Raw genomic sequence first — 25,794 nt, 5'->3', positions numbered from 1 at the left:
GGGCGCCGCCACGTCACGGTTTATTTTCCGCCGGCGCCAGTGACGACCTGGCCGACTTTCTGCACATCGCGGCCAATGCCGGAGACGGTGTTGCAGCCGGACAGGATGACGGAGGCGATGAGGAGGGCGAAGAGTTTTTTCATGATGCGTTCTCGATAAGAAATTTGGGACTGGAAGCGCTAGTGTACGCCAGCGGCGCCAGTGCCCGCCTTCATCGCAATCCCCGCACGTCGACAAAGTGGCCGGCGATGCCCGCCGCCGCCGCCATCGCAGGCGACACCAGGTGGGTACGTCCGCCCTGCCCCTGCCGACCTTCGAAGTTGCGGTTCGAGGTCGAGGCGCAGCGTTCTCCCGGTTCCAGGCGGTCAGCATTCATGGCCAGGCACATGGAGCAGCCCGGCTCGCGCCATTCAAAGCCCGCGTCCTTGAAGATGCGGTCCAGACCCTCGCGTTCGGCCTGGTCCTTGACGAGGCCGGAGCCGGGCACTACCAGCGCCAGGGTGACGTTGGAGGCACGGTACTTGCCGCGCACCACGGCGGCGGCCGCGCGCAAGTCTTCGATGCGCGAATTGGTGCAGGAACCGATGAAGACTTTGTCGATGCGGATGTCTTCGATGGCGGTATTGGGCTTGAGGTTCATGTAGACCAGCGCCTTTTCCATCGCGTCGCGCTTGACGCTGTCTTTTTCCTGGTCAGGGTCAGGCACGCGGCCATCGACGCCGGTCACCATCTCGGGCGAGGTGCCCCAGGTCACTTGCGGCACAATCTCTTGCGCGTTGAGAGTGACCACCAGGTCGAAGCGGGCGCCCGGGTCCGAATGCAGGGTGCGCCAATACGCCACGGCGCGCTCCCAGTGCGGACCGGCTGGCGAAAACGGACGGCCCTTGACGTAATTGATGGTGGTGTCGTCCACGCCGATGATGCCGGCGCGCGCGCCCGCCTCGATGGCCATGTTGCACACCGTCATGCGCCCTTCCATCGACAGGGCGCGGATGGCCGCGCCACCGAACTCGATACAGTAGCCGGTGCCGCCAGCCGTGCCGATCTTGCCGATGATGGCCAGCACGATATCCTTCGCCGTCACGCCGGCCGGCAAGGCGCCGTCGACTTGCACCAGCATGGATTTGGATTTCTTTTGCAGCAAGGTCTGCGTGGCCAGCACGTGTTCCACTTCGGACGTGCCGATGCCGTGCGCCAGCGCGCCGAAGGCGCCGTGCGTGGACGTGTGCGAATCGCCGCAGACGACCGTCATGCCGGGCAGGGTCGCGCCCTGTTCAGGGCCGATCACATGCACGATACCCTGGCGCTTGTCGTTCATGTTGAAGTAGGTCAAGCCGTAGTGCTTGGCGTTCTTGTCCAGGGTTTCCACCTGCAGGCGCGAAACCGGGTCGGCTATGCCGTCGACGCGGCTGGTGGTGGGCACGTTATGGTCGGCCACGGCCAGGTTGGCGGAAATGCGCCACGGCTGGCGGCCAGCCACGCTGAGACCGTCGAAGGCTTGCGGGCTGGTGACTTCGTGCAGCAAGTGCCGGTCGATATACAGAATTGTCGTGCCATCATCTTCGGCCCGAACAACGTGGGATTCCCAGAGTTTGTCGTAAAGCGTCTTCATCATGATTTATGCGGCGTTGCCACAGCCTGTTTAAGTGATCTGTCGTACTGATCGAAGGGATCGGCAATGATTATGCCATATATTGTGCAATGCAGAAGCAAAAGCCGCCCCAGCGTGGGATGGGCGATACAAAATTCGGCCCACCTTGCGGATATGGATAAAAAATTGCTGATACGAAAATCCGCCAAAATGCCGGCGGGGCGAATAAAAATCGAAAAAAGCCGAAAAAAAAGCCCGCTGCGCAAGGTCTGCAGCGGGCTTGGTGTGGGTGCCGGTGTTTCTAGGCAGCCATGCGCACGCTTCCCCTGCAACCATCCATCAGGAAAGATAGGCCCACAACTAGCACCAGCTCGCCTTCGGCCGAGCGGGCGGTACCGGTAATGCCTTCCACGGTGATGGCCGTCATCGGCTTGATCACCAGGTCGGCCGTGCCATCGACGGCTTCCACGGCGAGAATGTACGGCTGTGGCGCAGCGACAACAATGCCCACGCGCTCGCTGCACGATTCGTAGCCCAGGGCGCCGGCCAGCGAACGCACGGGCAATGGACGGCCCTGGTCTTTCAGCACGGGCGCGCCGCCCACTTCCATGAAGGTTTCCGGCAATTCGACGACGCGCTGCACCACCGCCATCGGCAGCGCCAGCGCGGCGCCCGAGGTCGATACCAGCATGGTCGGCACGATGGACAGTTCGATCGGCAGGCGGATGGCGAACTTGGTGCCCTTGCCCAGCATGGATTCGATGTGGATGGCGCCGCGGTTTTTCTCCACGGCCGTTTTCACCACGTCCATGCCCACGCCGCGCCCGGAGACGCTGGAGGCCACTTCCTTGGTCGAGAAGCCCGGTAGGAACACCAGCTGGAAGCATTCGTCGTTGCTCAACTGCGCGTTTTCGCTGATCAAGCCCTTTTGCTGGGCCTTGCTGCGCAGGAAGGCCGGGTCCATGCCCTTGCCGTCATCTTGCAGCACGATCATGACACTGTTGGCTTCCTGCCAGGCTTTCAGCGAAATAAACGATTTGGCGGGCTTGCCGGCTGCCAGGCGCGCTTCCGGCGATTCGACGCCATGGTCGAGCGAGTTGCGCAGCATGTGCACGAGCGGATCGTACAGACTGTCGACCACGACGCGGTCGACTTCCGTCTCCGCGCCTTCGATGGTCAGCTCGACATCCTTGCCCAGGTCTTTCGCCAGTTCGCGCACCAGGCGCGGGAATTTCTGGAACAAACGACCCACGGGCTGCATGCGCGTGGCCAGAGTAGCCCGCTGCAGTTCCGTCGAGTAGCGCGAAGCGCGTTCCAGGGTTTCCGCCAGGGTCGCCATCAAGGTGGCGGCCTGGCCTTCGAATTTGAATTGCAGCAAGCGCTCGAGCAGCACGGCAGCCTGGTTGGCGGCCTGCACGGATTCGCCGGCCACTTCCAGCAGCGCGTCGAGCTTGACGGCGTCGACGCGGATGCTGTCTTCCTTGACGGGCGCGGCATGACGCACTTCCGGACGCTCTTCGCGCCGTTCGGCGCCATCCCATGCCTTGGCGGCCGGTTTGGCGGCAGTAGCGGCAGTAGCGGCAGCGGCAGGCGCTGCGGCCACGGCGGCAGGGGCAGCGGCGACCACCGGAGCAGCAGCGAGCTGGCTGCCGGCCGGCACGACGGCGTTATACATGGCTTCCCAATCCAGGCCATCGGCACTGGAAGTGGAAACGGCAGCGGCTGGCGCCGCCACAACGACTTCGGCAACCACCACGGCGGCGGCTGGCGCAGGCGCGTCCATGCCCTTGCCTTCGATGGCGTTCGTCAGGATGTGTTCCAGCTCCTCCGGCATGGCCGGCAAGCTTTCCGGCGCGGCGCCATTGGCCAGTTCCGTCAGCTGGTCGGCCACGAATCCGGACGCTTGCAGCGCCGCCTCGATGGCGATCGGGGTCACGGGCGCGGCGCCCGTGCGCAAGGCATCGAACAGGTTTTCCGTCAGATGGCAGGCCGCCACCAGCGCAGGCAGGCCCATGAAGCCGGCGCCACCCTTGATGGTGTGGAAGGAACGAAACACGGCATTCAGTGTTTCCTTGTTGTCAGGATCACGCTCGAGGCGCAATAAGTGCTCTTCAACATTAACCGCAAGATCCATCGCCTCAACGACGAAATCCTTGAGCATATCGTCCATTAGAATCCCAAATCCGCAAGAAGGTCGTCTACATTATCCTGGTCCAGCGCCACCGACGGCACGGACGGGCCCTGCATCAGCGGCACCGGTTTTTGCGCCAGTTTCTCGCGCACTTCAGCCGGCGCGTTGTCGCGCAGCAGCTGCGCCAGCTCATGCTCCACCGTCTTGGTGATATTGACCACTTTCTTGATCAGCTGACCCGTGATGTCCTGGAAGTCCTGCGCCATCATGATTTCCAGCAAGCGCGCTTTTTCCGCTTCCGTTGCCTCGGCAACGGCTTGCGCGAACTGGCGCGAGTCGCCGGCCAGGGCCTTGAATTCTTCCAGGCTCAGCTTGCCGTCGAACAGGGCCGTCCAGCGGCTGTCCATGTCCTTGGCTTTCTTCGACAACACATCTTGCGCCGGCATGCCTTCGTCGAGCGTGTTCAAGACCTTGTTGGCGGCCTGCTCCGTCAAGGTGGCGACATATTCCAGGCGGTCCTGGGCATCGACGATCTGCGACGACGCTTCCGTCAGCGCCTTGTCGTAGCCCAGTTCGCGCAGCGAATCATGCAGCAGGCGCACGATGCCGCCCAGGCGCTCGAACATCGGCTTGTCGGACTGGTCGACCGGATCGGCCGCCTCACCCGGCGCGCCTGCGCTTGCCGTCGGTAACGCTTCCGGCGCGGCTGGCGCGTCGGCCACTGGCGGCGCAACAGCGGCCGGCACGGCGGCGCTAGCCGACACGGAGTCGAACAGCGCGTCAAAATCGTCATCCGCGATCACGGCTGCGGGCTCTGCTGCAGGTGCGGGCTTGGGAGCGGCCGCACTTTGCGCAGATACTTCATCGAATAATGCATCGAAATCATCAGCGGCGTTGGTCATATCCCTGCTTCTCCATAATTTGTCAAAATTCCGCCTGAACTGTGCGTTTTACAGACTGATACCCACAATTTCTCGATTAAGATGATTTGAGGCAATACCGCTGCGATGGTGCGAGTGTAGCAGGGCGCCGCCCTGTTGGTAAATCTCAAAACGCGCTTCCTGGTGCAAAGCAGGCCCACAAGAGCTTTTCCCCCAGGAAATAAGTGTTCCTGCCGTTGTATTTTGAAATACTACCATTGGCGTGGGTGCAAGACGACGCAACGCACAAGAAATACTGCTCGCGGGCGCCTGTGCAACAGCGCTCCACGGATATCGTTGCAACTAAAACACGATCTTTCTGCCAATGTTGTCTATACTGAAGGTGCAATAGTATTGATAATTATCAAGTCTTTACATGAATACAATACTGCCGCCACGTCTACAATATGAGGCGTTAGGCGCGCTGAGTCACCGCCAAAGGACCTGCCATGTATAAGAAAATTCTGATCGCCACGGACGGCTCCACCGTCTCCAACCTGACGGCCTGCGCCGGCGTTGCCTTTGCCGAACAGATGCACGCCGACATCCTTGCCGTGTACGTGGCACCCGAGTACCAGTACCCGGTGTATATCGAAATCATTCCACCAAGCTATCCCAGCGAAGAGGAATACCGCATCGCCATGCGCAAGGCGGGCGCCGACCACTGGCAACCCATCCTCGACGCGGCGGCCAAGCGAGGCTTGCAAGCGACGGGCCTGACGGCCTTTTCCGACAGCCCGGCCCTGAAAATCGTGGAGGTGGCGCAATTACAGCAATGCGACCTGATTTTCATGGGCTCGCATGGCCGCAGCGGCTGGGGACAGTTGCTGCTGGGCAGCGTGACCAACAAGGTACTCTCGCACTCGACATTGCCCGTGCTCGTGCATAGGCTGATCAAGGAACCCCCATCGAAATAAGGGCTCGCATGGCCACGGGGCCGCCGTGGCCGGCACGCCAAAAAAAGCCACTTTGCGGCCGCTTCAGTTAATATGGCAACGTTTCTCGTTTTTTAACATTTGAGTGTCCGGTGACGGACACCGCAGATTACACGCCGCCAGATTGCCCGCCTATGATACGTATTGTGATTGCCGACGACCACACCATCATGCGTGAAGGATTGAAGCGCATCCTTGACGGCGCGCCGGATATCGACATCGTGGGGGAAGCCATCGACGGCTTTGAAGTACTCAACCGCGTGCGCCAGGGCGGCTTCGACCTGCTGCTGCTCGACCTGTCTATGCCGGGCCGCAGCGGCGTCGACCTGATCCGGCAAATCCGCAGCGAGGCGCCCAAGCTGTCCATCCTGATCCTCACCATGCACGAGGAAGAGCAATATGCGGTGCGCGCCATCCGCGCCGGCGCGCAAGGCTATCTGACCAAGGAAAGCGCGGGCACCCAGCTCGTGGGCGCCATCCACAAGGTGGCGTCGGGACGTCCCTACATCAGTGCCGAGGTGGCAGAGCAGCTCGTGCTCAACATCATGATGCCGAATGAAAGCTTGCTGCACAAACAGTTGTCGGACCGCGAATTCGAAGTCTTTTCCCTGCTCGTGGCAGGCAAGTCGATCACGGAAATTGCCAACAATTTGCACCTGAGCGTGAAAACCGTGAGTACGCACAAGACGCGCATCATGCAAAAGATGGGCATGAGTTCGCTGTCGGAAATGGTCCAGTATGCCGTAGCGCACCGCCTGCTATCCCCCTTCAAGACCTGATTCCAGCGACGCGCGCCCGCACGCCAGCTGTAGGAACAATCCTACTTCGCCTACCACAGCTCCTACTCCCATATTCAGCCACTGCTGATATTAATTGCACACGATTGTTGGCATACTGAAACCAGTCATCAAGTTGCTGGGAAGTTATTTCATCACACAGCAAGTCTTCAGCGAATTGAGCATTGCTTGCCGGGACGCGTGCCGATTCTTACGTGCCCGCGCCCTGTGCACCCCGTCTGTCAACTCTGAACTACCTGTCACCAGGAGATGAACATGCTGTCCACGCAAACGCCTGAAACCCGCGCAGCCTCACCAGCGCTGGCCCCCTCCTCTCCGATGGAAGCGGGGCGCCAGCGCCAGGGGCGGCTATGGTCGAACCTGAAAGAGGTGTGCGATCTGCTGCATATCTCCAGCGCCTGCACCATTGCCGCCGACGAATTGCTGTTCCAGCACGTGCAATTCAAGACGGGCCAGCGCGTGCACACCATCGGCCAAGCCTTCGACACCCTGTACATCGTCAATTCGGGCTTCCTGAAAACCGTACTCATCGACGAATTCGGCAATGAGCAGGTGCTCAGCTTTCCCATGAAAGGCGACATGCTGGGCGTCGATGGCATCCACTCGCGCCACTATTCTTCGGAAGCGGTGGCCCTGTCCGACTGCGACCTGATCCTGCTGCCATTCAAGAAACTCACGGCGCTGGGCAGAGTCCACCTGGAACTGGAAAATGTCATGTATGGCGTGATGAGCCGCGAACTGGTGCGCGAGCAAGCCATGATCGGCATGCTGGGCGCCCTCAGCGCCGAAGCCCGCGTGGCGCGCTTCCTCGTCTCGCTGGCCGACCGCTTCGCGCAGATGGGTTACTCGAGCAAGCTGTTCAACCTGCGCATGACACGCCATGAAATCGGCAGCTACCTGGGCCTGACCCTGGAAACGGTCAGCCGCACCCTGTCCGCCTTCAATGAAATCGGTCTGATCACGGTCGACCAGCGCACCATCGGCATCAAGGATGCGGACGCCCTGAAAACCCTGCGCCGCCTGCCGCCCTCGCGCTCGCGCGCCAAGCAGCTGGCCGCCGCCAAGCTCAAGGCAGATACCACTGCGGCCGCCAACGCCTCGGCGCAATTGCTGGCCACCCTATAACGCCATCCCGATTTCTTCAAGCTTGGCACAGGCTTGACCCGGCCAAGGCGCACACCGCCTTGCCGGGTCTTTTTTGCTGCCGTCCCCTTACACGCCGCGCCAGTGGCCGCATTTGCGCAGCAAGCTCTTCCGCGTTGCCATCCCAGCGTAAAAAAGCGCCGATTGCGCACAAATAAGTCTTGCTTTTCGGGCCACCTTCAACAATAATGCAAATACGAATCATTCTCAACTGAGACAAAGAAAGCCCAACATGCAAAGCTCAAAACCAGCCTTGATCCAGGATGCCGCCAGCGCCCACGTCCGCCCTCCCGTCAGCATGGCCCAGCCGGCGCGCCGCATCACCAGCGAAGCGCTGCTGCAGCAGGGACGCGAAGTGGAGATTGAGCACAGCGGCAAGATCTATCGCCTGCGCGTCACCCAATTGAACAAGCTGATCCTGACTGCCTGAAGCAGCACGGCAGCCAGACACCACACTCGCCAGCCAGTCGCGCTCCGTGCGCGCAGCCAGCCAAACCACGGCTCAGGAGTGTTTGATGGCGAACGACCGACCTTCCCCGATGTTTCCTTCCCCGCAAGGCCAACAGCCAGAATTGCTGCTGTCAGCCGTGCTGCACCTGATGTCGCACTACCATGCTGGCAGTCCCTGCGAGAAACTGGCGGGTGTCATCGAACGCCATCTGCAAGTGCTATCGAACTCGCCCGGCCTGGGCCCCGTGCTGCAGGCGACCTGCCAGCAACTGTCGCAGCAATGGGCCGCCCTGGTAGCGCTGCACCGGCCCGCGCCGCCCAGGACTACCGTGTTTGAGCGCCTGTCAGGCATGCTGAGCGCCAAGCGCCCTGCCTCACCCCTGCCGCAATAATTTCTCTTCAACACCGCCCCCAACAGGATATCGCCATGTGTGACAAAGACCAGTCCCTGCCCGTCATCAGCAACTGTTCCAGCGGCGAGGCCGAAACGGCCGCGCTCGCTTCGCGCCGCCGGCGCCTGTGGGAACTGTCGCATACCTGCCATTGCCCCCTGGTCGGCGTCGGTTTGCCACTGGGATACCTGCGCAAGCTGGTGGGCAAGATGACGGGCGGGCGCGTGCTGGCCGACGACTACGAAGTGCACGTGGGCGCCGTGACGGAATGCGGTGCGCGCAACCGCCTGTCCGAAGCGCTGCAAAAGGAACTCGAACGCCGCTACGCCCCCGTGATCCTGCGCTTTCGCGGCGCCAAGAGCACCGAGCAGGTAGCGCAACTGTGGCGCACGGCCGTCGCCAACGGCGACGTGTCGGGCGCCTTCTGGGCCGGCCTGACGCACCCGCGCTGCGACGCCGAACTGGAAGAGCAAATGTGCCGCGACTTGCACATGATCCAGCACCAGGCCGGCGCCTGCGTGCGCGCCGACATGGGGAAATTTACAGCCTTGCAGGAAGAAAATGCGCGCCTGGCGCACGAACTGACCAAGCTGCAACAGCGCAGCCAGGCTGCATTGATGGAAAAAACGGGGGAACTGGAACGCCAGGAAGCCGTGCTGCTGCGCGCGCGTGCCGAGGCCATCGGCAAAAATAGCGTGATCGACGGCTTGCGCGCGGAACTGGCGCAATTGCAGGCGGCCATCCCGGCGCTGGACTCGCGCACGCGCCTGGTCGAGCGCCTGGCGCAAATGGATGAGCGCGAAAAAGAATTGCGCCAGCAAATCGCAGAATTGAAACAGGCCCAGCCGCGCCCAACCGCCGTCGCACCGCCACCGGCGCCCAAGCTGGAAGTACCGACCGGCGGCAAGCTGAAAATGCCGATCCGCCTGGTCGATCAAAGCGTGCTGTGCGTGGGAGGACGCAGCGGCAATGTCGCCACCTACCGCGCCCTGATCGAGCGGGTCGGCGCACAGTTCGCCCACCACGACGGCGGCCTGGAAGACAATGCCAACCTGCTCGATTCGAGCCTGGCGGCGGCCGACCTGGTCATTTGCCAGACGGGCTGCATCAGCCACAGCGCCTATTGGCGCGTCAAGGATTACTGCAAGCGCACGGGCAAGCGCTGCGTCTTCATCGACAACCCCAGCATCTCCAGCCTGGCGCGCGGCTTGCAGGAAGTGAGCGGCGATATGGAACCGGCCGCGCTGGACGCCTCCCAGTAAGACCGCCTAGGCCTGCAACTCGCGCGCGATGGCCTCGCGCAGGATGGCATCATCGACCGTGGTATCGGGCGCGAACCGCCCCACCACCTTGCCCTCCTTGCTGATCAAAAACTTCTCGAAATTCCACAGCACGTCGGAAGGCTGCTCCTGCGTGATGCCGTAGCCGGCCAGCTTGGCGCGGAAATCGCTGCCAGGCTTTTCCTGCGCACGCGGCTGCGCTTGCACCAGGCGCTGGTACAGCGGATGCTGGCCCGGGCCCTTGACGACGATTTTTTCAAACAGGGGAAACTGCACGCCGAAAGTACCGCGGCAAAAGTCCGCGATCTCGGCATTGCTGCCCGGCTCCTGCGCACCGAATTCATTCGCGGGAAAGCCGGCCACCACCAGGCCCTCGGCCTGCTTGTCGGCGTAGAGTTTTTCCAGACCCTCGTACTGCGGAGTCAAGCCGCAGGCGGAGGCGACATTGACCACCAGCACGACCTTGCCGCGATAGGCGTCCAGGCTACTGGGCTCGCCATTGATGCGGCGCAGGGGAATGTCGTAAATGCTGTCGCTCATGCTGTCTCTCCTCGGCTGAACCTATCATGATAGCCGCCCGCGCGCAAGGGCGCTGGCGATGGGAAAAACTCAGTAGACGTCGCGCCGGTAGCGCCCTGCAGCCGCCAGCGCGTCGAGCGCGGAACGGCCCAGCATGTCTTGCAGGGCCTGGTCGACCCCGCCCGCCATGCCGGCCAGGCTGCCGCAGATGTAGATGGCCGCACCCTGCTCCAGCCACAGCCTGACTTCGTCGGCATTGCCGCGCAGGCGGTCCTGCACGTACATCCGCTCAGCCTGGTCGCGCGAAAATGCCAGGTCCAGGCGAGGCAAGTCGCCGCTGGCGTGCCACTGTTCAATTTCTTCGCGATAAAGGAAATCGTGGGCCGCATTGCGCTCGCCAAAGATCAGCCAGTTGCGCCGCTGCCCTGCCAGCACGCGGCTCTTCAGGTGGCCGCGCAGGCCGGCGATGCCGCTGCCGTTGCCGATCAGAATCAAAGGACGCCGGGCATTGTCTTCCAGGCGGAATCGCCGGTGCTGGCGCAAGCGCAGCTGCACCACCTCGCCCACGGCCGCCTGCGCCGTCAGCCAGCCAGAGGCCAGTCCCAGACTGCCATCGGGATGCATCTGCTGGCGCACCAGCAAGTGCACGCCACCGTCGTGCGGGATCGAGGCGATCGAATATTCGCGCGGCTGCGCAGGGTCAAGCGGTGCGGCCACCTGCACCAGGTCGCCCGACTGCCAATCCGGCAAGGTACCCGCCACGGGCGCCAGTTCCACGTGATAGATGGCGCCGCCGGCGCTGCCCGGATTGAGCAACTGCCGGTGCGTCAGGCGCCAGTCGCCAAAAGCGGGCGCGCTCCAGTCGGGCGCGTCGCTGGTACCGGCCAAATGGCTCAAGTGCTGGAACCATTGCTCGATGGCGGCGCTGGCGCTACGGTCGACTTCGATGCGCTCAAACAGACGCGAAGCGCCCTGCGCGGCCAGCCAGGCATCCAGCGCGCGGCCGAAGCCACAAAACTGACCATAGCTGCGGTCGCCCAGGGCCAGCACGGCGTAATGCAATTGTGGCAGCGCCAGCCCGCCCGTCATCAGGCGCCCCATGAAAGCAGCCGCGTTGTCGGGTGCATCGCCTTCGCCATAGGTGCTGACCAACAACAAGGCCCGTTCGGCTTGTTGCAGATCATTGGCCGTGAGTTCGGCCAGCGCGCACAGGCGCACAGGAATGCCGGCCAGTTGCAGGCTGCGCGCCGTTTGCGTGGCCAGTTCCTCTGCATTGCCCGTCTGGCTCGCATACGCCACCAGCCAGGCGGGGCTGTCGGCCAGCGCCGCCCTGGCGGCGTCGGACGCGCGGCGCCTGGCGCGCGCGCGCAGCCAGGGCGCCATGCATACGCCGGCATAACTGAGGGACAGGACGGCCAGCAAGGCCAGCCGCGTCGTATCGTGCGTAAAAATCATGGCGTTAATCGTTCATTCGTCGAGCATGGCCAGCATGTGGCTGCTCAGCGTTTCGTGGTAGCCATCGCCGTCACGCTGCAGAAAGCGCGCGGCCAGGCCCTGCTCTTCGGCCAGCGCCATGCCGGCATCCAAGCCCAGTACGGTCAGGGCCGTCGACCAGGCATCGGCCGCCATGCATTGCTCATGCACGACGGTGACGGAAGCGAGTTGATTGGCGATCGGCATGCCGCTGCGCGGATCAATGGTGTGTGAAAAACGAACTGTGCCGTCCTGGAAGAAGCGCCGATAGTCGCCAGAGGTCGCCACGGACAGGCCGTGCAGCGCCAGCAGCATTTCCGGCGGATGCTGTGCATTATCGGCATTATCGGCATTATCGGCATTATCGGCGCCATCGACCTGTTCCAGCAGCACCCACCACGGCTGGCCGTCGGGCTTGCTGCCAGCGCCGCGCAGCTCGCCGCCCACTTCGACCAGGTAATGATGGATGCCCTGGCTATCCAGGTAGCGGGCCAGGCGGTCCACGCCATAGCCCTTGGCCACGGCAGACAAATCGAGCTGCAAGCCACCCGGCTGGCGCATGCGGCGGGCCGGCAAGTCCAGTTCCAGGCGGCGGCGCTGGCGCTGCGCCAGCAGCAAGGCCACGGTATCGTCTTTCGGCGGCAGGAAGCCCGGCTCATCGTAACGGTGGCGGGGGCCGAAGCCCCACAGATTGACGAGGGCGCCGGCGCACGGGTCGTACGCGCCGCCGGACGCTTGCGATACGTGCATGGCAAAACCCAGCACCTCGCAAAAGGCGGCAGGCAGACTGTGCCAGCTGCCGGGCTCGGCCCGGTTGTAGCGGCCCAGGTCAGACTCGTCGTCCCAGTGGCTCATCTGCGCCACGACCAGGTCCAGTTGCTGCTGCAAGCCCTGCTGCAAGTCGGCGCTGCCCGCGCGTCCCGGCATGGCGGACTCGAGCAAGCGCACCGACCAGCTGCTACCCATCGTCAGGCCGCGCAGATCCCGGATCGCGGCGCCGGACGGCGCGAGCTGATCGGAAATATGCTGCGGCAGCAGGACCCGGCGCATCGGTGCTCTGGCGAAAATGCCGCCGCTTACTGCGGCAGTACTTCCACGGTGGCAGCGTACGTCATGCGGCGCTCCGGCATGACCGGCGGCTGGCCGGGCACGGCCGGTGCGGCCGCTGGCCAGGTGCTGCTCAGGTAATACATGCCGGCCGCCGGGATGGTGAATGTAATTTCGCCCTTGGCATCGGTGCTCTGGCGAATTTCACCGAGCACGCCACGGTAGCGCACGCCGCCTGGCACCAGGCTGAACGCCTGGTTCGCTGCCGGCTTGCCGTCGATCAAGAAACGCCACGTGGCTTTCTCGCCAGCACGCAAGTCGTTCGGATGCGTCACCGGCACGAATTCCAGGCCCACGCCTGTCGGCTTGAACACTTCCATGCTGGTTTCGCCATTGCTGAAGAAGGTTTCCAGTCGCGCTGCCGTGCGCGTGATTTTCAGCTCTTGTGCATCGGCCGGCACGTCCTTCTTGAAGGTTTCCTCGTTGCCGCGAAAACGCTTCTGCTCGCCATTGAGCTTGTAGCTGCCCATCACGTTTTGCGACACGATGGCCGCCTTGTAGGTGCCCGGTTTTTCCATCTTGACGTCGAAGACGCTGCGCAGACGGCCCGTGACCGTGTTCGCCGGCGTGACTTTCGCGCCATCCGGACCGATCACTTGCAGCGCGTCCAGGCGCAGCGGCTGGTGGTCGATCTCGAACAGGCCATCGGAGACGGCCGCGTCCACCGTCACCCAGGCGTCCTTGCTTTCCACCATCGTGCTCGATGGCACCATCCAGCCGCGGTGGGCGTGGGCATTCATGGCCAGGCCGGCCAGGGCCAGCGCGATCAAAGGCTTATTGAGTTGCTTGAACATGATGTGCGCCTTATGGTTTGAGTTGGACGACGACGTTACCGAGTTCTTCCTTGCCTTTGGCAGACACGGACTGGGCCGATTTCAGCGGCCACTGGAACGGCACGCGCACCAGTTCGCGTCCGCCCGCTTCGCGCGCCGCTTCCACCACTACCTGGTATTCGCCGGCCGGCAGCTTGTCGAGCAAGGCCTTGGCGCCGGGGAAAGTCAGGGTATGTTCGCCAGGCGCACGCGTGGCGCCACTGACGCCGTCAACGGGCATGGTCAGGTCGCGGCCGCTCTTGCGCCACCATTGACGCATATCCTTCAGCCACTTCTCGCCTGCCTTGTCCTTCTTTTTCACGTCATACAACACCGTCAGGTTGCCGACGACCTTTTGATCGGCCGTTTCCAGCCACGCCGCCACGTAGGGACGGTGGTATTCCGCCACGTTCAGTTGCGGAATTTCAAGCTTGAGGGCCAGGTCGGCCGCCATTGCCGAGGTGCCGATCAGGGGAAGGCCAAGCGCCAGGGAGTAGCGTAATTTCATGGTGTGCCTGTAAAAAGGAAAAATAAAAACGATCAGTGGATAAACAGCAAGGCGATCGCGCACGGTATCAAGATACCGAGGCCAACCATCGGCCAGGTGAACGGCCGGTTGGCCGCGTGGAACTTCAAAATCAATAAACCCGTCAGGCAAAACACGATGCAGGCGCCAGCAAAAATATCGATGAACCAGTTCCAGGCCACGCCCGTGTTGCGGCCCTTGTGCACATCGTTGAGCCAGGATACCCAGCCCCGGTCCGTCAACTCGTATTCGGCGGCGCCGTCTTCCAGGCCGATACGCACCCAGGCGTCGCCGCCCGCCTTGGGCAGTGGCAAATACACTTCGTCGACGCTCCATTCGGCGGGACGCCCGCCCGCATTGAGCGACCATTTCTGCCTGAGCCAGGTCTCGGCGGCGGCTGGCATGGGCGCGTTGGCGCCATCATGTCCGGCGGCATACGCGGCCAGTTCTGTGAGCAAAGGGGCCGGCAGTTGTGCCTTTTGCCGCGTGATTGACGGCTTGGCTTCGATCTGGCTGGCGTGGTTCAGGGTGATGCCGGTGATGGCAAACAAAAACATGCCCAGCAGGCAAAGCGCCGAGCTGATCCAGTGCCATTGATGCAAGTTCTTCAGCCAGACGGCGCGGCTGGCATTGTTCCTGGCCTGGTCTGCGGTGCCCACCTTAGCCATCAAGGACTCCCGGCAAGGAGCGGGCCCGGTGGCGCAACAAGTCAGTGTGCTTCATTCCCATCCTTCAATCAAAGTTCATGCCCATCAATGCAAACAAATGATAATGATTATCATTTATTAAGTCAATACATGGGGCACCCCGTCTGGCGGGCGTTTTGTAACAGCTTTGAAACATGCACAAGGCCGGCCGCTACGTAAGCTGCCGTACAGAGCCGCAGGCGAGCTGCGCCTATGCTGTTGTTCAGGACAACCAACAAGGGAGCACCCCATGCAAGCGTATTCCAGCGAACAACTGGCCGACATCGCGGCCAGGATCAAGGACATCAAATTCGGCATGCTGACCACGAGCGACGACATGCGCACCCTCACCAGCCGGCCGTTGACACAGCAGCAGGTCGATAGCGATGGGCAGATCTGGTTCTTTGTCTCGGACGAGGCGGCCTACACGCGCGACTTGCTGAACAATCCGCAAGTCAACGTCAGTTTTGCTGATACGGGCGACAGCCTGTATGTGTCCGTTTGCGGCCACGCGCAATTACTGAAGGACCGCGCCAAGGCGGAGCAATTGTGGAATCCGCTGATGAAAGCCTGGTTCCCGGGCGGACTCGACGATCCGAAGCTGTCGCTGATCAAAGTGACGATCCAGTCAGCCGAGTATTGGGATAGCAGCGCCAGCAAGATGATGCAATTCTATGCAATGGCCAAGGCCGCCATCACGGGGGACGCGCCCAAGGATCTGGGCGAACACGGGCGAGTCGACCTGTAGCAGAGTCGCAAATTACCCAGGAGTGCGCCGGCAAGCAGCCGGCGTGCGCGCACACGCCTTGCGGCTGCTACTGCGGCGATCATCAGACAGGAAGGAAAGTTCAGACGCCCGTACTGCCTGTGGTGTCTGGCGCATCGTCGGCACTCTGCCGGCTCTGCCCGGCAGAGCCGGACTGGTGATGGGGCAAGCGGTCGGCCCGACGCACTTCGCCGATGGAAAACAGATCATCGCCGATATCGAGACCCTGCTCGCTATCGACCAGCACAAAGTTCTCGGCCGAATTGGCCGTACTTTGCTTGCTACCTGCCGTGGATGCCGTGCCGCCCTGGCGATTGCCGCTCTGCGGCGTGGTGGAGTTGCCCATCATCTTCTCCCTGCTCGTGAGTGCGATTTGAGTGCGTTGACTGCGCGTTGGCCGTGACCAGCGCAGCTATTTCATCATAGTCCATGCCTGCTGCATTGCATCAAAATTTTGCGATAGCCCAAATAAGGTGGTCTGAACCAGCGACGTGCCTGCCTGCCGCTGGCCATGATCACTTGCTACTGCCCGCTACGGCTTGTTGCGCGAACCGGAGCTGGAACCCGAACCGCCGCTTTGCTTGTTGCCACTATCGCGGTTGCTCTCCTGCTTGGTGCTGGCATTGTCACGCGAACCACTGGCGCCAGCGGCACTTTGACGGTTGCCATCATTCTTGTGGCTTTGGCTGCCTGCACGGCGCGCCTCTTCCGACGTGAATTCATGGGCCGTACCCTTTTCATGCGCGGCGCGTCCGCCTTCGCTGGCGATTTCGCGCTGCTGGGCAGGGTCCATGGAAGCGAAGCCGCGCTTTCGGGTATCGCTTTGCTTGTTACCGCTGCCGGCACCACTGCTGGCGCCACTGGTTTTACTACCTTGCTGTTTATTGTCGCTCGATGTGGCCATGATGATCTCCTTGATCAATAAAATCGAAACAATGCAAACCATGCAATCCCTCCCCCTCGCATGGCAGGGGAACAGTCATCTTAGTGCGCGCATGGGATACAAGAAATAGGAGGATGGCAAGAGCGCATGTAGGATGAGTCCCGCCTACGGTGGCGCAGTTACTTTTAGTTTCACACCAAAAGTACCAAATACTCAGCAGTTAGGCGGAAACGGGGAACGCGCCGCGTCCGCCGGCACCTGGCCGGGTGCGGAGCTGCCCGGATGATGGCAGAACGACAAATTGCCTGCCTGCTGCGGCTCACGCGGGGACGACAAATTCCGCCATGAAGGTACGCGTGGTGTCTTCCGGAAAGGCTATGGTGACCTGCTCGCCGGCCACCGACAGCACGGTGCCGATCTGGAATCGGGGCACGCGCACGCGGCTGCCGACGGCGATCCGGGACGCTGGGGCTGGGGTTTGTGCTTGGGCGGATGCGGGCGGCAACTCGTCCAGGGAGATGGGCGCGGCCAGCGCGGGCGGCGACTGGCAATTGTCGCAAGTGCAACAGCGTTCGAAATCACCGGCATCGCCAAAATAATCGAGCAGCAACTTCCAGCGGCACAGGCCACTTTGCGCATAGGCCACCATCTGCTCGAGCGCCTGTTTGTCGCGCTCCTGCTTGTCGACATAGATTTGCGCCAGTTGCACATAAGAGGGCGAGCTGGCCAAGGGCGCTTTCAGGCTGTAGCCCAGCCGGCGGTTCTGGCGCAGCAGCTTGCCGTCTTTCAACAGTTTCACACCTACCTTCAAGTGACCTTCGGAAAATTCGGGCAGGCTGGACGCCAGCGCAGCGAACGCAAACTTGGCTGGCAAGCCTTGTGCCGCAACGACGATGGCAGCCAAATCGTCGGCCGTGGGATAGTGCTTCGCCAGAAAGAATTGCTGCACCCGCTTGTCTTGCTGAAAATACAGCAAGGTGCAATCGGCGGGCAAGCCGTCGCGCCCCGCCCGGCCCGATTCCTGGTAGTACGCTTCCAGGTTGGCCGGCACCTGCAAGTGGATCACGAAGCGCGTGTCGGGCTTGTCGATGCCCATGCCGAAGGCATTGGTGGCGACCATGATGCGGCGTTCGCCGTTCATGAACAATTCCTGCTTGTGCTTGCGTTCACGCGCCGCCAGCTTGCCGTGGTAACACGTGACGCTCTCGCCCAATTCTGCCAGCCGCGCCGCCAGGTCCTCGACGGCCTTGACGGTGGCCGCATACACGATGCCCACGCCGGATGTCTCGCGCAGCAGGCGCAAGACGGTATCCTGTTTTTCTCCGGCATTCGTGACCTGGATCACACGGTAGCGCAAATTGGCCCGGTAGATGCCGGTATTGATGACCTGCAGTTTGCGCGCTTCGAGCTGCGTGGCGATATCGGCAATCACTTCCTCGGTGGCCGTGGCCGTCAGCGCCAGCACGGGCGGACGGCCCAGCGCGCGCAGGGCGGCCGCTATTTCCAGGTAGGCAGGACGGAAGTCGTGGCCCCAGTGGGAAATGCAATGGGCTTCATCGATAACGACCAGGCTGGGCGGCGCGCTGGCCAGCAGCGACAGGAAGGCGGCGCTGGCAAGGCGTTCCGGCGTACAAAAGATGATGAGCCTGCCTCCCTGGCTGATGCGGGCGACGGCCTCCTCCTCTTCCGCGCGCGACAGGCTGCTGTTGAGCTGCACGGCCGTGATGCCCAGTTCGTGCAGCTTTTCCAGCTGGTCCTGCATCAGCGAGATCAGCGGCGACACCACCAGGGTCGCGCCCGCGAACAGGGCGGCGGGCAGCTGGTAACACAGCGACTTGCCGCTGCCGGTGGGCATGATGGCCAGGGTGTCGCGCCCGGACAGCACGCTGTCGATGACTTCCTGCTGGCCCATGCGCAACCGCGCCACGCCAAAGACCGTGCGCAGCAGGCGCTGGATAGGCTTGCCGGACTTGCCGGATTGCTTCGCTGCACTGCTCATCATTGCCGTCCCAAAAGTAACACTGCGCTGCCGGCGCCCATGCGCCTCGATGCAGCTACTTTACGGTCGGGCCTGACGCTCCGCCATAGGACGGGCGCCACAGCTGGCGTAGGAATTCAGGAAGCAAACAGGATGGCCCAGTACAGCATGAGCAAGCCGGCAATCGACACGCACCAGACGAGCGTGCGCACGACGGGTACGCCAAACGCGTACAGGGGCAGGTAGAGCACGCGCGCGGCCAGATACAGGGCGGCGCCATACAGGGTCAGCGCGCTTTCCTGCGCCGTCACGTGGGCGATCAGCACGGCAGCGGCGAACAGTGGCAGGGTTTCGAACAGGTTCGCCTGAGCCCGCTGCAAGCGGCCCGTGATCTTGCCCACGGGCGGGCCTTCACCGTCGCGCGCACTCACGTTATAGGCCGTGCCTGTCTCGCGCGTGCGAAACAGCGCTGGCAGCAGAATTTGCAGCAGCGCCAGCACCAAAGTACAGGCCAGCATCGTCAATTCAGGAGTCATTCATTCGCCTCTTCAGGGTGAGACAGGCAAGCCGTGCCGGCGCTTGCCCGTCAGGGTTGGTCTAGTGCGGCTTGTAACTCCATCAAATCATAGGGCTTGCGCAAGACGCTGGCGGAGAAGCCCAGTTCATCCATCGATTCCTTGCCATAACCGGTGGAAAAGATAATGCGCATGTCCGGTTTCTCTCGCAGCACCATGCGCGCCAGCGCGATGCCAGACATGCCGGGCAGACTGACGTCCGTAAACAAGAGATCGAAGTCTTGCTCGTTGAGCAATTCCCACGCCGCCTCGCCATCGGACACGCCGCTAACCGTATGGCCCAGCATGCCCACCAGTTCGCACACCATCAGCTGCGAATCGAGATTGTCTTCCACCACGAGTATCTTCATGGATGTCGGCATGTCCCCTTGCGGTAGCAAAGCATGGCCCGTCAAGTCCAGCCCCGGCGTGCCGCCGCCCTGCACGCTGGCCGCCGTGCTGCCGGCCACCGGCGCGCCGGACCGTTCAAACTGGCGCGCACGCATTTGCTGCTGGCGGTTGGCCAGCACATGGCGCAGCTTGCGTGCCAGCTCCTCGCGCCGATACGGCTTGCTGAGCAATTCCACCCCCGCGTCGAGCCTGCCCTCGTGCACGATGACATCCTGCGCATAGCCCGACGTAAACAAGACGGCTATATCGGGCTGCAACTCGCGCGCCTGGCGCGCCATCTCCGTGCTGCTGACGGGACCGGGCATGATCACGTCCGTAAACAGCAAGTCGATCTGCGCGCCGCTGTGCAGCACGGCCAGCGCGCTTTCGCCATCTTCGGCCTTGAGCACCGTGTAACCGAGCGCGCCGAGCATGTCGACCACGGTGGTGCGCACGCCCACGTCGTCTTCCACCACCAGCACCGTTTCCGTGCCGCCCGTGACGACGCCGCTCAATTCCAGTTCATCGTCCGCTTCGGCCATCAGGGAACGGGGTAAATAGATTTTGACTCCCGTGCCCACGCCAGGTTCACTGTAAATGCGGATATGGCCACGGCTTTGCGTGACAAAGCCATACGCCATCGACAAGCCCAGGCCCGTGCCCGCGCCTTCCGGCTTGGTGGTAAAGAACGGCTCGAAGGCGCGCTGCAGCACGGGGCCGCTCATGCCACGCCCCGTATCGGTCACCGACAGCATCACGTACTGGCCCGCCGGCACGTCGACCAACTTATGCACATACTGCTCGTCGAGCACGACATTGCCCAGCTCGATGGTCAGCTTGCCCACGCCATCCATGGCGTCGCGCGCATTGATGGCCAGGTTGAGGATGACGTTCTCGATCTGGCTGCGGTCAACCAGGGTATTCCACAGCCCGCCGCCGCCCACCAGCACGATGTCGATCGCTTCGCCCAGGGCGCGCCGCAGCAGCGCATCCATGTTGCGCACCACGCGCGCCAGGTCGGCCACCACGGGTTTCAACGGTTGGCGCCGCGCAAACGCCAGCAGGTGCGACGACAGTTTGGCACCCCGTTCGACGGCGGCAATCGCCGTGTCCAGGCGCTGGCGCATCAAGCCATCCGTGCCCGTCAGGTGCTGCAGCAAATGCAGATTGCCGGAGATGATTTGCAGCACGTTATTGAAGTCGTGCGCAATGCCGCCCGTCAGCTGGCCCACGGCTTCCATCTTTTGCGCCTGGCGCAAGGCGTCTTCGGCCTTGGTGCGCTCGCTCACTTCCTGTTCGACCCGGTGTTCTAGCGTTTCGTTCAATTCATGCAGCGCCTTTTCCACGCGGCGCCGAGCCGTGATGTCCGTCTTGACGGCGATCAGGGAACGCGTATGCCCCTTTTCATCGACCAGGCGAGTGACATTGCTCGACACCCACACTTGCGAGCCATCGGGCTTCAGGTAGCGCTTTTCCAGCGAAAACGACTCGCCCGTTTCCACCAGGCGATGGAACAGCACGCTGTTGCCAGGCACGTCCGCCGGGTGCATGATGTCATTCATGTTTAGGCTCAGCAGCTCTTCGGCCGAGCGGCCAAGCATGCCGCACAGGGCGCCGTTGACGCGCTGGAAACGGCCATCGAGGCCCAGCTCGGACAAGCCCACGGCAGCCTGGCCGAAAATGGCCGCCATGCGCTCCTGGCTGGCGTTGAGTTCATCCTTGATCTGGCGCCGCTCCGTCACGTCGAACGACACGCCCACGTAGCGGCGCTGGCCAGGTACGCGGCCGGCCACCACCTCGCCCTGGCGCGCGATCCAGCGCAGCGCGCCATCGGCAGGCCGGCGGATGCGGTATTCCACATATTCGAGAGGATTTTGCGCCAGATCAAGCTTGCTGGGCCCCACCTTCGTCAAGTCCCGTTCATCGACCAGGCTGACCAGCAACTGCTGCGTGACCTCTTCCTCGTCGGCAATGCCCCACAGGTGGCGGAAGGTGGGCGACACCAGCATCGCGCCCGTCTCGGGGAACCATTCGAAGGTGCCGATGCCACCCGCCTGCTGGGCCAGGCGCAGCCGCTCCTCGCCTTCCATGCGTTCGGTGACATCGACGCCCTCGACGAGTATACCCGTGACCACGCCATCGTCATCCTTGATAGGCTGGTAGACGAAGTCGATCTGGCGCTGGCCCGTCCGCCCGTCCGCCGTCTGCAAATCGACGGTCATCTGGCGCCCCTCGAAAGGTTCGCCCGTGCGGTAGACCTGGTCGAGCAGTTCGATGAAACCCTGCGCCTTGACTTCGGGCAAGGCCACTTCGACTGTCTTGCCCAGTAAATCGCGGTGGCCCACCAGGCGCAGATAATGCTCATTCGCCAATTCAAACACGTGCTGCGGCCCGCGCAGCAGGGCCATGAAGCTCGGTGCCTGCTGGAACAGGGCCCGCAGCAGCGCGCGCTCCTCGCCCAGGCGGCGGTTGGCCGCGCGCAGGGCCTCGCTTTCGGCCTGCAAGGTAGTGTTCAGTTCGCCCAGCTCGGCCGTGGCCAGCTTCAGCTGGCGCCCCTCTTCCATGCGCGCTGTCAATTCGAGCGCCGTGCACAGCACGCCGTCCACCTGGCCGTCAGCGCCACGCACGGGCGTGTAAAACAAGTCAAAACAGACATCCGCGCGCTGTCCGTCGCGCAACAGCGGCAGGTTGCACTCGCGGTGCACCTGCGTCTCGCCGCGCAATCCCGCTTCGAGGATGCGCGCATTCCAGTCCCATATTTCGGGCCAGACGGCCGGCACCGTACCGCCCAGCGCCGCCGGATGGCGCGCCCCGGCGATCGGAATGTAGTCGTCGTTGTAAATCATCACGTGCTGCGGCCCCCACATCAGCACCATCGCCATCGGCGAATTGAGCACGATGTCGACGCTGGTGCGCAAATGGGCAGGCCAGCCATCGAGGGCGCCCAGGCTGGTGGCGGACCAGTCGCGCTGGCGCACCAGCTCGCCCATGCTGCCGCCGCCGCGCGGCCAGGCTGGCGCGCTCATGTCGCCATCTCCGCTTGCACGCGCACCTGGCATTGGCGCGGGATACGCACGGTCGCCAGCGTGCCATGCGCGGCCGTCGAACTGAGCTCGACCGTGCCGCCATGGGCCTTGACGAACATATTCACCGTGTACAGGCCCAGCCCCAGGCCCTGCCCCATCCTGCGCTTCTCGCCGGCCTGCCGGAACGGCTCGAACAAGGTCGGCAACACGGCGGCGGGGATGACGCCACGATTGGCGATGCGCAATTCAATGCTGTCGGCGTCGCGTCCGTCGACGACCAGCTGCACCGGCGTGCCCGCCTCGCCATGCGTGAGGGCATTGCATAGCAGATTCGAGATGACTTGCGACAGCAAGCCCGCATCGCATTGCCCGTGCAGCTCGCCGACGCTGCTGAGCTCGACATGCGCGGCCTGGCCGGCCGTCTCGCATTCCTCGACGATGGCGCGCGCCAGCGCCAGGTAATCGTGCGTACTGCTGCGCAACTCCATCGTGCCGGAACGGATGCGCGCCAAGTCAAGCAACTGGTCGACCATGCGCGCCATGCGCTTGGCGCTGCTTTCGATGCGCTGCGCCGTGACGATCACCTTCGGGTGCTCGCTCATCATCGGTAACAGCATGGCGCCATTCATCACCACCGACAAGGGCGTGCGCAAGTCGTGGCCCAGCACGGCAGTGAACAGTTCATTGAGGTGCAGCGCATGCTTGAGTTCGTCAAGCTGGGCCGACAATTCGCGTTTCTGCTGGAACAACTGGACCAGCACCGCCACCTTGCTTTGCAAGGCTTTCACGTCGATAGGCTTGTACAGGAAGTCGACGGCGCCCGCTTCGTAGCCGCGGAAACTGTAGCTCGGTTCGCGCGACGCGGCCGTGAGGAAAATCAGGGGAATGCTGCGCGTGCGCTCGCTGCCGCGTATCAGCTCGGCCAATTCAAAACCGTCCATCTGCGGCATTTGCACGTCGATCAGGGCCAGTGCCACTTCATGCGTCAACAGCAATTCCAGTGCCTGGGCGCCAGAGCTTGCCTTGAGGATGACGATACCGGGCCGTGCCAGCACGGCTTCGGCGGCGACCAGGTTTTGCGCGATGTCGTCAACGACGAGGATATGGATAGGGGCGGTCACGGAATCATCTTCAGGCATCGCAACGGCAAGACGCCATCGTGTTTCGATATTGATATAAACATTGTTTCAATTCTCACATATATTACACGCACTGCTGCACTCTCACTCAGTTGTACTCAGTTGTGTTCGCCATCGCCGAGCAAGGCCAGGCTGGCGGCCATCTGCGGCAAGTTGAGCACGCGGTCGGCACCGGCCCGCTTGAGCGCGGCGGCCGGCATGATGCCACAACTGGCGCCCTGCGGGTCTTGCACCCAGGCACTGCCGCCCAACTGCCGCACGCGCGCCAGCCCCGCCGCGCCGTCGGCCGAGGCGCCTGTCAGGATGATGGCCAGCATCGCGCGGCGGTAAGCGTACGCTGCCGTTTCCAGCAGGACATCGATGGACGGGCGCGAAAAATACACGGGCGCTTCCTGCGACAGGGAAAAACAGCCATCGGGTTCGACTTGCAGGTGGTAGTCAGGTGGCGCGAAATACACGACGCCGGCTTGCAGCGGTTCCTTGTCCTGTGCTTCACGCAAGGGTAGCTGGCAACGCTGCGCATACAGCTGCGGCAACTGGCTCGAGCGGCCCGGCGCCAGGTGCAGCACCACCACCACGCTTGCGCGGCAGTTGGCGGGCAAGGCGCGCAGCACTATGCCCAGCGCCTCCACGCCGCCGGCCGAGGCGCCGATGGCGATCAGGCGCAGGCCGGCCGGGGGTGGCGCCACCACGCAGGTCGGCAGCATGTCAGGCACGCTGGAAGATGCGTTCAGCAGGGCTCAGCTCGTTGAAGCTGGCACAGTGGCGGCTGAAATGCAGGCTTTCCTTCATGCCCAATCCCAGGAAACCCCGGTTCACCAGCGCTTCGTGAAACAGGCCCAGGCTGCGGTCTTGCAAGTCTTTATTGAAGTAAATCATGACGTTACGGCAGGAAACCATGTGCACCTCCGAAAACACGCTGTCCGTCGCCAGGCTATGGTCGGCGAAGACGAACTGGCGCCGCAGGCGGCGCTCAAAGATGGCGCCCTTGTAGGCGGCCGTGTAATAGTCGGACAAGGAGCGCTTGCCGCCCGCCAGCTGGTAATTCTCGCTGAACTGGGCGATGCGCTCGATCGGATAGATGCCCGCTTCGGCGGCGGCCAGCGCTTCGACGTTAATATCGGTCGCGTAAATCATGCTGCGTTCGAGCAAGCCTTCTTCTTCCAGCAAGATGGCCAGCGACCACACCTCTTCGCCGCTGCTGCAGCCGGCCACCCATATCTTGATGGAGGGATAGGTGTGCAGGATGGGCACGACTTTTTCGCGCAAGGCGCGGAAATACGCGGGATCACGGAACATCTCGCTCACTTGCACCGTAAAAAACTGCAACATCTGCGCGAACATGGCCGGCTCGTGCAAGATACGGTCCTGCAATTGCGACAGGCTGGCGCAGCCGAAGCGCTCCATGGCCTGGCGCATGCGCCGGCGCAAGGATGCCACGGAATAATCGCGGAAATCGTGCTGATACCGCAGCAGTATTCCCTCAAGCAATAACTTCAGTTCTATATCGAAAATATCGTCATCTAACAACATCCACCTCATCGGATACCTGACCGTTGAACACGGTGCAAGGCACACCGCGCAGTCACTGCCAAATGCTAGCAGATCGCTGGCGATTATCCCGCAGAGAAAGTGTCAGTTAGGTACGCTGGCGTACACTCGCGCATCTTTTTCAGGCATCCACGCCCTTCATGCCCTCCTGTGTATAGCGCGCACCCGCCGCCATGCCCAAGGGAAACGCGGCATTCATCGCCGCCAGTTCGGCCCCGTCCAGCCGCACGGCCAGCGCGCCGAGGTTGTCGTGCAGGTAGGCGATGCGCTTGGTGCCGGGAATGGGGATGATATCGTCCCCTTGCGCCAGCAGCCAGGCCAGCGCCAGCTGGGCTGGCGTGCAGCCTTTTGCGTACGCGAGGTCCCTGACCTGCGCGACGATGGCCTGGTTGCGCGCCAGGTTCTCGGCGGCAAAGCGGGGATTGAACTGGCGGAAATCTCCCGCTTCAAGGCTGTCCGCACCGGCAATGGCGCCCGTCAGGAATCCGCGACCCAGCGGACTGTAGGCAAAGAAACTGGCACCCACGTCGCGGCAGGCTGCCAGCACGCCCTGCTCCGGTTCGCGTGTCCACAGCGAGTATTCGCTCTGCACGGCGGCCACGGGGCAGAGCGCCGCCGCGCGCCGCAAGGTGGCGGCGCTCACTTCGCACAGGCCCACGGCGCGGATCTTGCCTTCTTGCAGCAGTTGCGCCAGCGCCCCCATCGACTCTTCCAGAGGCGTATCGAGGTTCAAGCGGTGCAGGTA

At 62.8% G+C, this 25,794-nt stretch carries 26 protein-coding genes; 7 read left to right on the top strand and 19 right to left on the bottom strand.

Going from position 1 to position 25,794, the window contains the following annotated elements; all coding sequences use genetic code 11:
• Positions 1-20: 20 nt before the first annotated feature.
• The 4 genes from K0F85_RS05400 to K0F85_RS05385 all read right to left on the bottom strand — a co-directional run bounded on the left by K0F85_RS05400 (position 21) and on the right by K0F85_RS05385 (position 4,624).
• Positions 21-143, bottom strand: a complete 123-nt coding sequence (locus tag K0F85_RS05400; protein WP_219114879.1) for an entericidin A/B family lipoprotein — start codon at positions 141-143, stop codon at positions 21-23.
• Between the two features lie 68 nt (positions 144-211).
• Positions 212-1,615: a 3-isopropylmalate dehydratase large subunit gene (gene leuC / locus K0F85_RS05395; protein ID WP_219114878.1), complete on the bottom strand. Its 1,404-nt coding sequence runs from the start codon at positions 1,613-1,615 to the stop codon at positions 212-214.
• A 277-nt stretch (positions 1,616-1,892) separates the two neighbouring features.
• Positions 1,893-3,761, bottom strand: coding sequence for a chemotaxis protein CheA (locus tag K0F85_RS05390; RefSeq protein ID WP_219114877.1), 1,869 nt, complete (start codon positions 3,759-3,761; stop codon positions 1,893-1,895).
• Positions 3,761-4,624 carry a protein phosphatase CheZ gene (locus K0F85_RS05385; RefSeq protein WP_219114876.1) on the bottom strand — a complete coding sequence of 288 codons (864 nt, stop codon included), beginning with the start codon at positions 4,622-4,624 and terminating at the stop codon, positions 3,761-3,763. Before K0F85_RS05385 ends, K0F85_RS05390 begins: the two co-directional genes overlap by 1 nt.
• A gap of 467 nt (positions 4,625-5,091) precedes the next feature.
• Here K0F85_RS05385 and K0F85_RS05380 point away from each other — a divergent pair, with 467 nt between their 5' ends.
• From K0F85_RS05380 to K0F85_RS05355, 6 genes are all read left to right on the top strand, one after another.
• Positions 5,092-5,559, top strand: coding sequence for a universal stress protein (locus K0F85_RS05380; protein ID WP_219114875.1), 468 nt, complete (start codon positions 5,092-5,094; stop codon positions 5,557-5,559).
• A gap of 152 nt (positions 5,560-5,711) precedes the next feature.
• Complete coding sequence (locus tag K0F85_RS05375) at positions 5,712-6,356, top strand: response regulator transcription factor (protein ID WP_219114874.1); 645 nt, start codon at positions 5,712-5,714, stop codon at positions 6,354-6,356.
• A 336-nt stretch (positions 6,357-6,692) separates the two neighbouring features.
• Entirely contained in the window at positions 6,693-7,499 is an 807-nt protein-coding gene (locus K0F85_RS05370; RefSeq protein ID WP_219115016.1) for a Crp/Fnr family transcriptional regulator, read from the top strand.
• A gap of 250 nt (positions 7,500-7,749) precedes the next feature.
• Positions 7,750-7,947: a hemin uptake protein HemP gene (gene hemP, locus K0F85_RS05365; protein WP_102298110.1), complete on the top strand. Its 198-nt coding sequence runs from the start codon at positions 7,750-7,752 to the stop codon at positions 7,945-7,947.
• An 85-nt stretch (positions 7,948-8,032) separates the two neighbouring features.
• Positions 8,033-8,359, top strand: a complete 327-nt coding sequence (locus K0F85_RS05360) for a hypothetical protein (RefSeq protein WP_219114873.1) — start codon at positions 8,033-8,035, stop codon at positions 8,357-8,359.
• A gap of 35 nt (positions 8,360-8,394) precedes the next feature.
• A complete protein-coding gene (locus K0F85_RS05355; protein WP_219114872.1) occupies positions 8,395-9,621 on the top strand; it encodes a DUF2325 domain-containing protein in 1,227 nt (408 codons plus the stop codon).
• Positions 9,622-9,627: 6 nt separating this feature from the next.
• On the opposite strand, the gene K0F85_RS05350 is transcribed toward K0F85_RS05355, so the two are convergent.
• The 6 genes from K0F85_RS05350 to K0F85_RS05325 all read right to left on the bottom strand — a co-directional run bounded on the left by K0F85_RS05350 (position 9,628) and on the right by K0F85_RS05325 (position 14,744).
• Positions 9,628-10,179: a glutathione peroxidase gene (locus K0F85_RS05350; protein ID WP_219114871.1), complete on the bottom strand. Its 552-nt coding sequence runs from the start codon at positions 10,177-10,179 to the stop codon at positions 9,628-9,630.
• A 69-nt stretch (positions 10,180-10,248) separates the two neighbouring features.
• A complete protein-coding gene (locus K0F85_RS05345; RefSeq protein WP_219114870.1) occupies positions 10,249-11,613 on the bottom strand; it encodes a sulfite reductase subunit alpha in 1,365 nt (454 codons plus the stop codon).
• 12 nt (positions 11,614-11,625) lie between these two features.
• A complete protein-coding gene (locus K0F85_RS05340) occupies positions 11,626-12,681 on the bottom strand; it encodes an FAD:protein FMN transferase (protein ID WP_219114869.1) in 1,056 nt (351 codons plus the stop codon).
• Positions 12,682-12,707: 26 nt separating this feature from the next.
• Complete coding sequence (locus K0F85_RS05335) at positions 12,708-13,532, bottom strand: DUF4198 domain-containing protein (protein ID WP_219114868.1); 825 nt, start codon at positions 13,530-13,532, stop codon at positions 12,708-12,710.
• A 10-nt stretch (positions 13,533-13,542) separates the two neighbouring features.
• Positions 13,543-14,058, bottom strand: a complete 516-nt coding sequence (locus tag K0F85_RS05330; protein ID WP_219114867.1) for a DUF2271 domain-containing protein — start codon at positions 14,056-14,058, stop codon at positions 13,543-13,545.
• A gap of 32 nt (positions 14,059-14,090) precedes the next feature.
• The gene (locus K0F85_RS05325) at positions 14,091-14,744 is read right to left on the bottom strand and encodes a PepSY-associated TM helix domain-containing protein (protein WP_219114866.1); all 654 of its coding nucleotides are present in this window, start codon (positions 14,742-14,744) and stop codon (positions 14,091-14,093) included.
• 268 nt (positions 14,745-15,012) lie between these two features.
• On the opposite strand from K0F85_RS05325, the gene K0F85_RS05320 reads away from it, so the two are divergent.
• The gene (locus tag K0F85_RS05320) at positions 15,013-15,510 is read left to right on the top strand and encodes a pyridoxamine 5'-phosphate oxidase family protein (RefSeq protein ID WP_219114865.1); all 498 of its coding nucleotides are present in this window, start codon (positions 15,013-15,015) and stop codon (positions 15,508-15,510) included.
• Between the two features lie 100 nt (positions 15,511-15,610).
• Here K0F85_RS05320 and K0F85_RS05315 read toward each other — a convergent pair whose 3' ends face one another.
• From K0F85_RS05315 to K0F85_RS28610, 9 genes are all read right to left on the bottom strand, one after another.
• Positions 15,611-15,877 (bottom strand): hypothetical protein, encoded by a 267-nt coding sequence (locus tag K0F85_RS05315; RefSeq protein ID WP_219114864.1) that lies wholly within the window; start codon positions 15,875-15,877, stop codon positions 15,611-15,613.
• 183 nt (positions 15,878-16,060) lie between these two features.
• Positions 16,061-16,432, bottom strand: a complete 372-nt coding sequence (locus K0F85_RS05310; protein WP_219114863.1) for a KGG domain-containing protein — start codon at positions 16,430-16,432, stop codon at positions 16,061-16,063.
• A 298-nt stretch (positions 16,433-16,730) separates the two neighbouring features.
• Complete coding sequence (locus K0F85_RS05305) at positions 16,731-18,413, bottom strand: ATP-dependent DNA helicase RecQ (RefSeq protein WP_257572540.1); 1,683 nt, start codon at positions 18,411-18,413, stop codon at positions 16,731-16,733.
• A 113-nt stretch (positions 18,414-18,526) separates the two neighbouring features.
• The gene (locus K0F85_RS05300) at positions 18,527-18,925 is read right to left on the bottom strand and encodes an MAPEG family protein (protein ID WP_219114862.1); all 399 of its coding nucleotides are present in this window, start codon (positions 18,923-18,925) and stop codon (positions 18,527-18,529) included.
• Positions 18,926-18,975: 50 nt separating this feature from the next.
• Positions 18,976-22,359 (bottom strand): PAS domain S-box protein, encoded by a 3,384-nt coding sequence (locus tag K0F85_RS05295; RefSeq protein ID WP_219114861.1) that lies wholly within the window; start codon positions 22,357-22,359, stop codon positions 18,976-18,978.
• Complete coding sequence (locus K0F85_RS05290) at positions 22,356-23,480, bottom strand: hybrid sensor histidine kinase/response regulator (protein ID WP_219114860.1); 1,125 nt, start codon at positions 23,478-23,480, stop codon at positions 22,356-22,358. Before K0F85_RS05290 ends, K0F85_RS05295 begins: the two co-directional genes overlap by 4 nt.
• Before the next feature lie 116 nt (positions 23,481-23,596).
• Entirely contained in the window at positions 23,597-24,205 is a 609-nt protein-coding gene (locus tag K0F85_RS05285; RefSeq protein WP_219114859.1) for a chemotaxis protein CheB, read from the bottom strand.
• Position 24,206: 1 nt separating this feature from the next.
• Positions 24,207-25,031, bottom strand: a complete 825-nt coding sequence (locus tag K0F85_RS05280; protein WP_257572539.1) for a protein-glutamate O-methyltransferase CheR — start codon at positions 25,029-25,031, stop codon at positions 24,207-24,209.
• A 139-nt stretch (positions 25,032-25,170) separates the two neighbouring features.
• The coding region (locus K0F85_RS28610; protein ID WP_257572538.1) for an aldo/keto reductase at positions 25,171-25,794 on the bottom strand (624 nt) is incomplete at its 5' end.

The sequence above is a fragment of the Janthinobacterium sp. UMAB-56 genome, from assembly GCF_900095265.1.
Classification (GTDB): Bacteria; Pseudomonadota; Gammaproteobacteria; order Burkholderiales; family Burkholderiaceae_D; genus Janthinobacterium.
This window is presented reverse-complemented; position numbering and strand designations above follow the sequence as displayed.

Bases quoted from the DNA above. Each gene is read 5' to 3' on its own strand.
- K0F85_RS05400 (WP_219114879.1), bottom strand. From the start codon at position 143: ATGAAAAAACTCTTCGCCCTCCTCATCGCCTCCGTCATCCTGTCCGGC.
- leuC (WP_219114878.1), bottom strand. From the start codon at position 1,615: ATGATGAAGACGCTTTACGACAAACTCTGGGAATCCCACGTTGTTCGG.
- K0F85_RS05390 (WP_219114877.1), bottom strand. From the start codon at position 3,761: ATGGACGATATGCTCAAGGATTTCGTCGTTGAGGCGATGGATCTTGCG.
- K0F85_RS05385 (WP_219114876.1), bottom strand. From the start codon at position 4,624: ATGACCAACGCCGCTGATGATTTCGATGCATTATTCGATGAAGTATCT.
- K0F85_RS05380 (WP_219114875.1), top strand. From the start codon at position 5,092: ATGTATAAGAAAATTCTGATCGCCACGGACGGCTCCACCGTCTCCAAC.
- K0F85_RS05375 (WP_219114874.1), top strand. From the start codon at position 5,712: ATGATACGTATTGTGATTGCCGACGACCACACCATCATGCGTGAAGGA.
- K0F85_RS05370 (WP_219115016.1), top strand. From the start codon at position 6,693: ATGGAAGCGGGGCGCCAGCGCCAGGGGCGGCTATGGTCGAACCTGAAA.
- hemP (WP_102298110.1), top strand. From the start codon at position 7,750: ATGCAAAGCTCAAAACCAGCCTTGATCCAGGATGCCGCCAGCGCCCAC.
- K0F85_RS05360 (WP_219114873.1), top strand. From the start codon at position 8,033: ATGGCGAACGACCGACCTTCCCCGATGTTTCCTTCCCCGCAAGGCCAA.
- K0F85_RS05355 (WP_219114872.1), top strand. From the start codon at position 8,395: ATGTGTGACAAAGACCAGTCCCTGCCCGTCATCAGCAACTGTTCCAGC.
- K0F85_RS05350 (WP_219114871.1), bottom strand. From the start codon at position 10,179: ATGAGCGACAGCATTTACGACATTCCCCTGCGCCGCATCAATGGCGAG.
- K0F85_RS05345 (WP_219114870.1), bottom strand. From the start codon at position 11,613: ATGATTTTTACGCACGATACGACGCGGCTGGCCTTGCTGGCCGTCCTG.
- K0F85_RS05340 (WP_219114869.1), bottom strand. From the start codon at position 12,681: ATGCGCCGGGTCCTGCTGCCGCAGCATATTTCCGATCAGCTCGCGCCG.
- K0F85_RS05335 (WP_219114868.1), bottom strand. From the start codon at position 13,532: ATGTTCAAGCAACTCAATAAGCCTTTGATCGCGCTGGCCCTGGCCGGC.
- K0F85_RS05330 (WP_219114867.1), bottom strand. From the start codon at position 14,058: ATGAAATTACGCTACTCCCTGGCGCTTGGCCTTCCCCTGATCGGCACC.
- K0F85_RS05325 (WP_219114866.1), bottom strand. From the start codon at position 14,744: ATGGCTAAGGTGGGCACCGCAGACCAGGCCAGGAACAATGCCAGCCGC.
- K0F85_RS05320 (WP_219114865.1), top strand. From the start codon at position 15,013: ATGCAAGCGTATTCCAGCGAACAACTGGCCGACATCGCGGCCAGGATC.
- K0F85_RS05315 (WP_219114864.1), bottom strand. From the start codon at position 15,877: ATGATGGGCAACTCCACCACGCCGCAGAGCGGCAATCGCCAGGGCGGC.
- K0F85_RS05310 (WP_219114863.1), bottom strand. From the start codon at position 16,432: ATGGCCACATCGAGCGACAATAAACAGCAAGGTAGTAAAACCAGTGGC.
- K0F85_RS05305 (WP_257572540.1), bottom strand. From the start codon at position 18,413: ATGATGAGCAGTGCAGCGAAGCAATCCGGCAAGTCCGGCAAGCCTATC.
- K0F85_RS05300 (WP_219114862.1), bottom strand. From the start codon at position 18,925: ATGACTCCTGAATTGACGATGCTGGCCTGTACTTTGGTGCTGGCGCTG.
- K0F85_RS05295 (WP_219114861.1), bottom strand. From the start codon at position 22,359: ATGAGCGCGCCAGCCTGGCCGCGCGGCGGCGGCAGCATGGGCGAGCTG.
- K0F85_RS05285 (WP_219114859.1), bottom strand. From the start codon at position 24,205: ATGCTGCCGACCTGCGTGGTGGCGCCACCCCCGGCCGGCCTGCGCCTG.
- K0F85_RS05280 (WP_257572539.1), bottom strand. From the start codon at position 25,031: ATGTTGTTAGATGACGATATTTTCGATATAGAACTGAAGTTATTGCTT.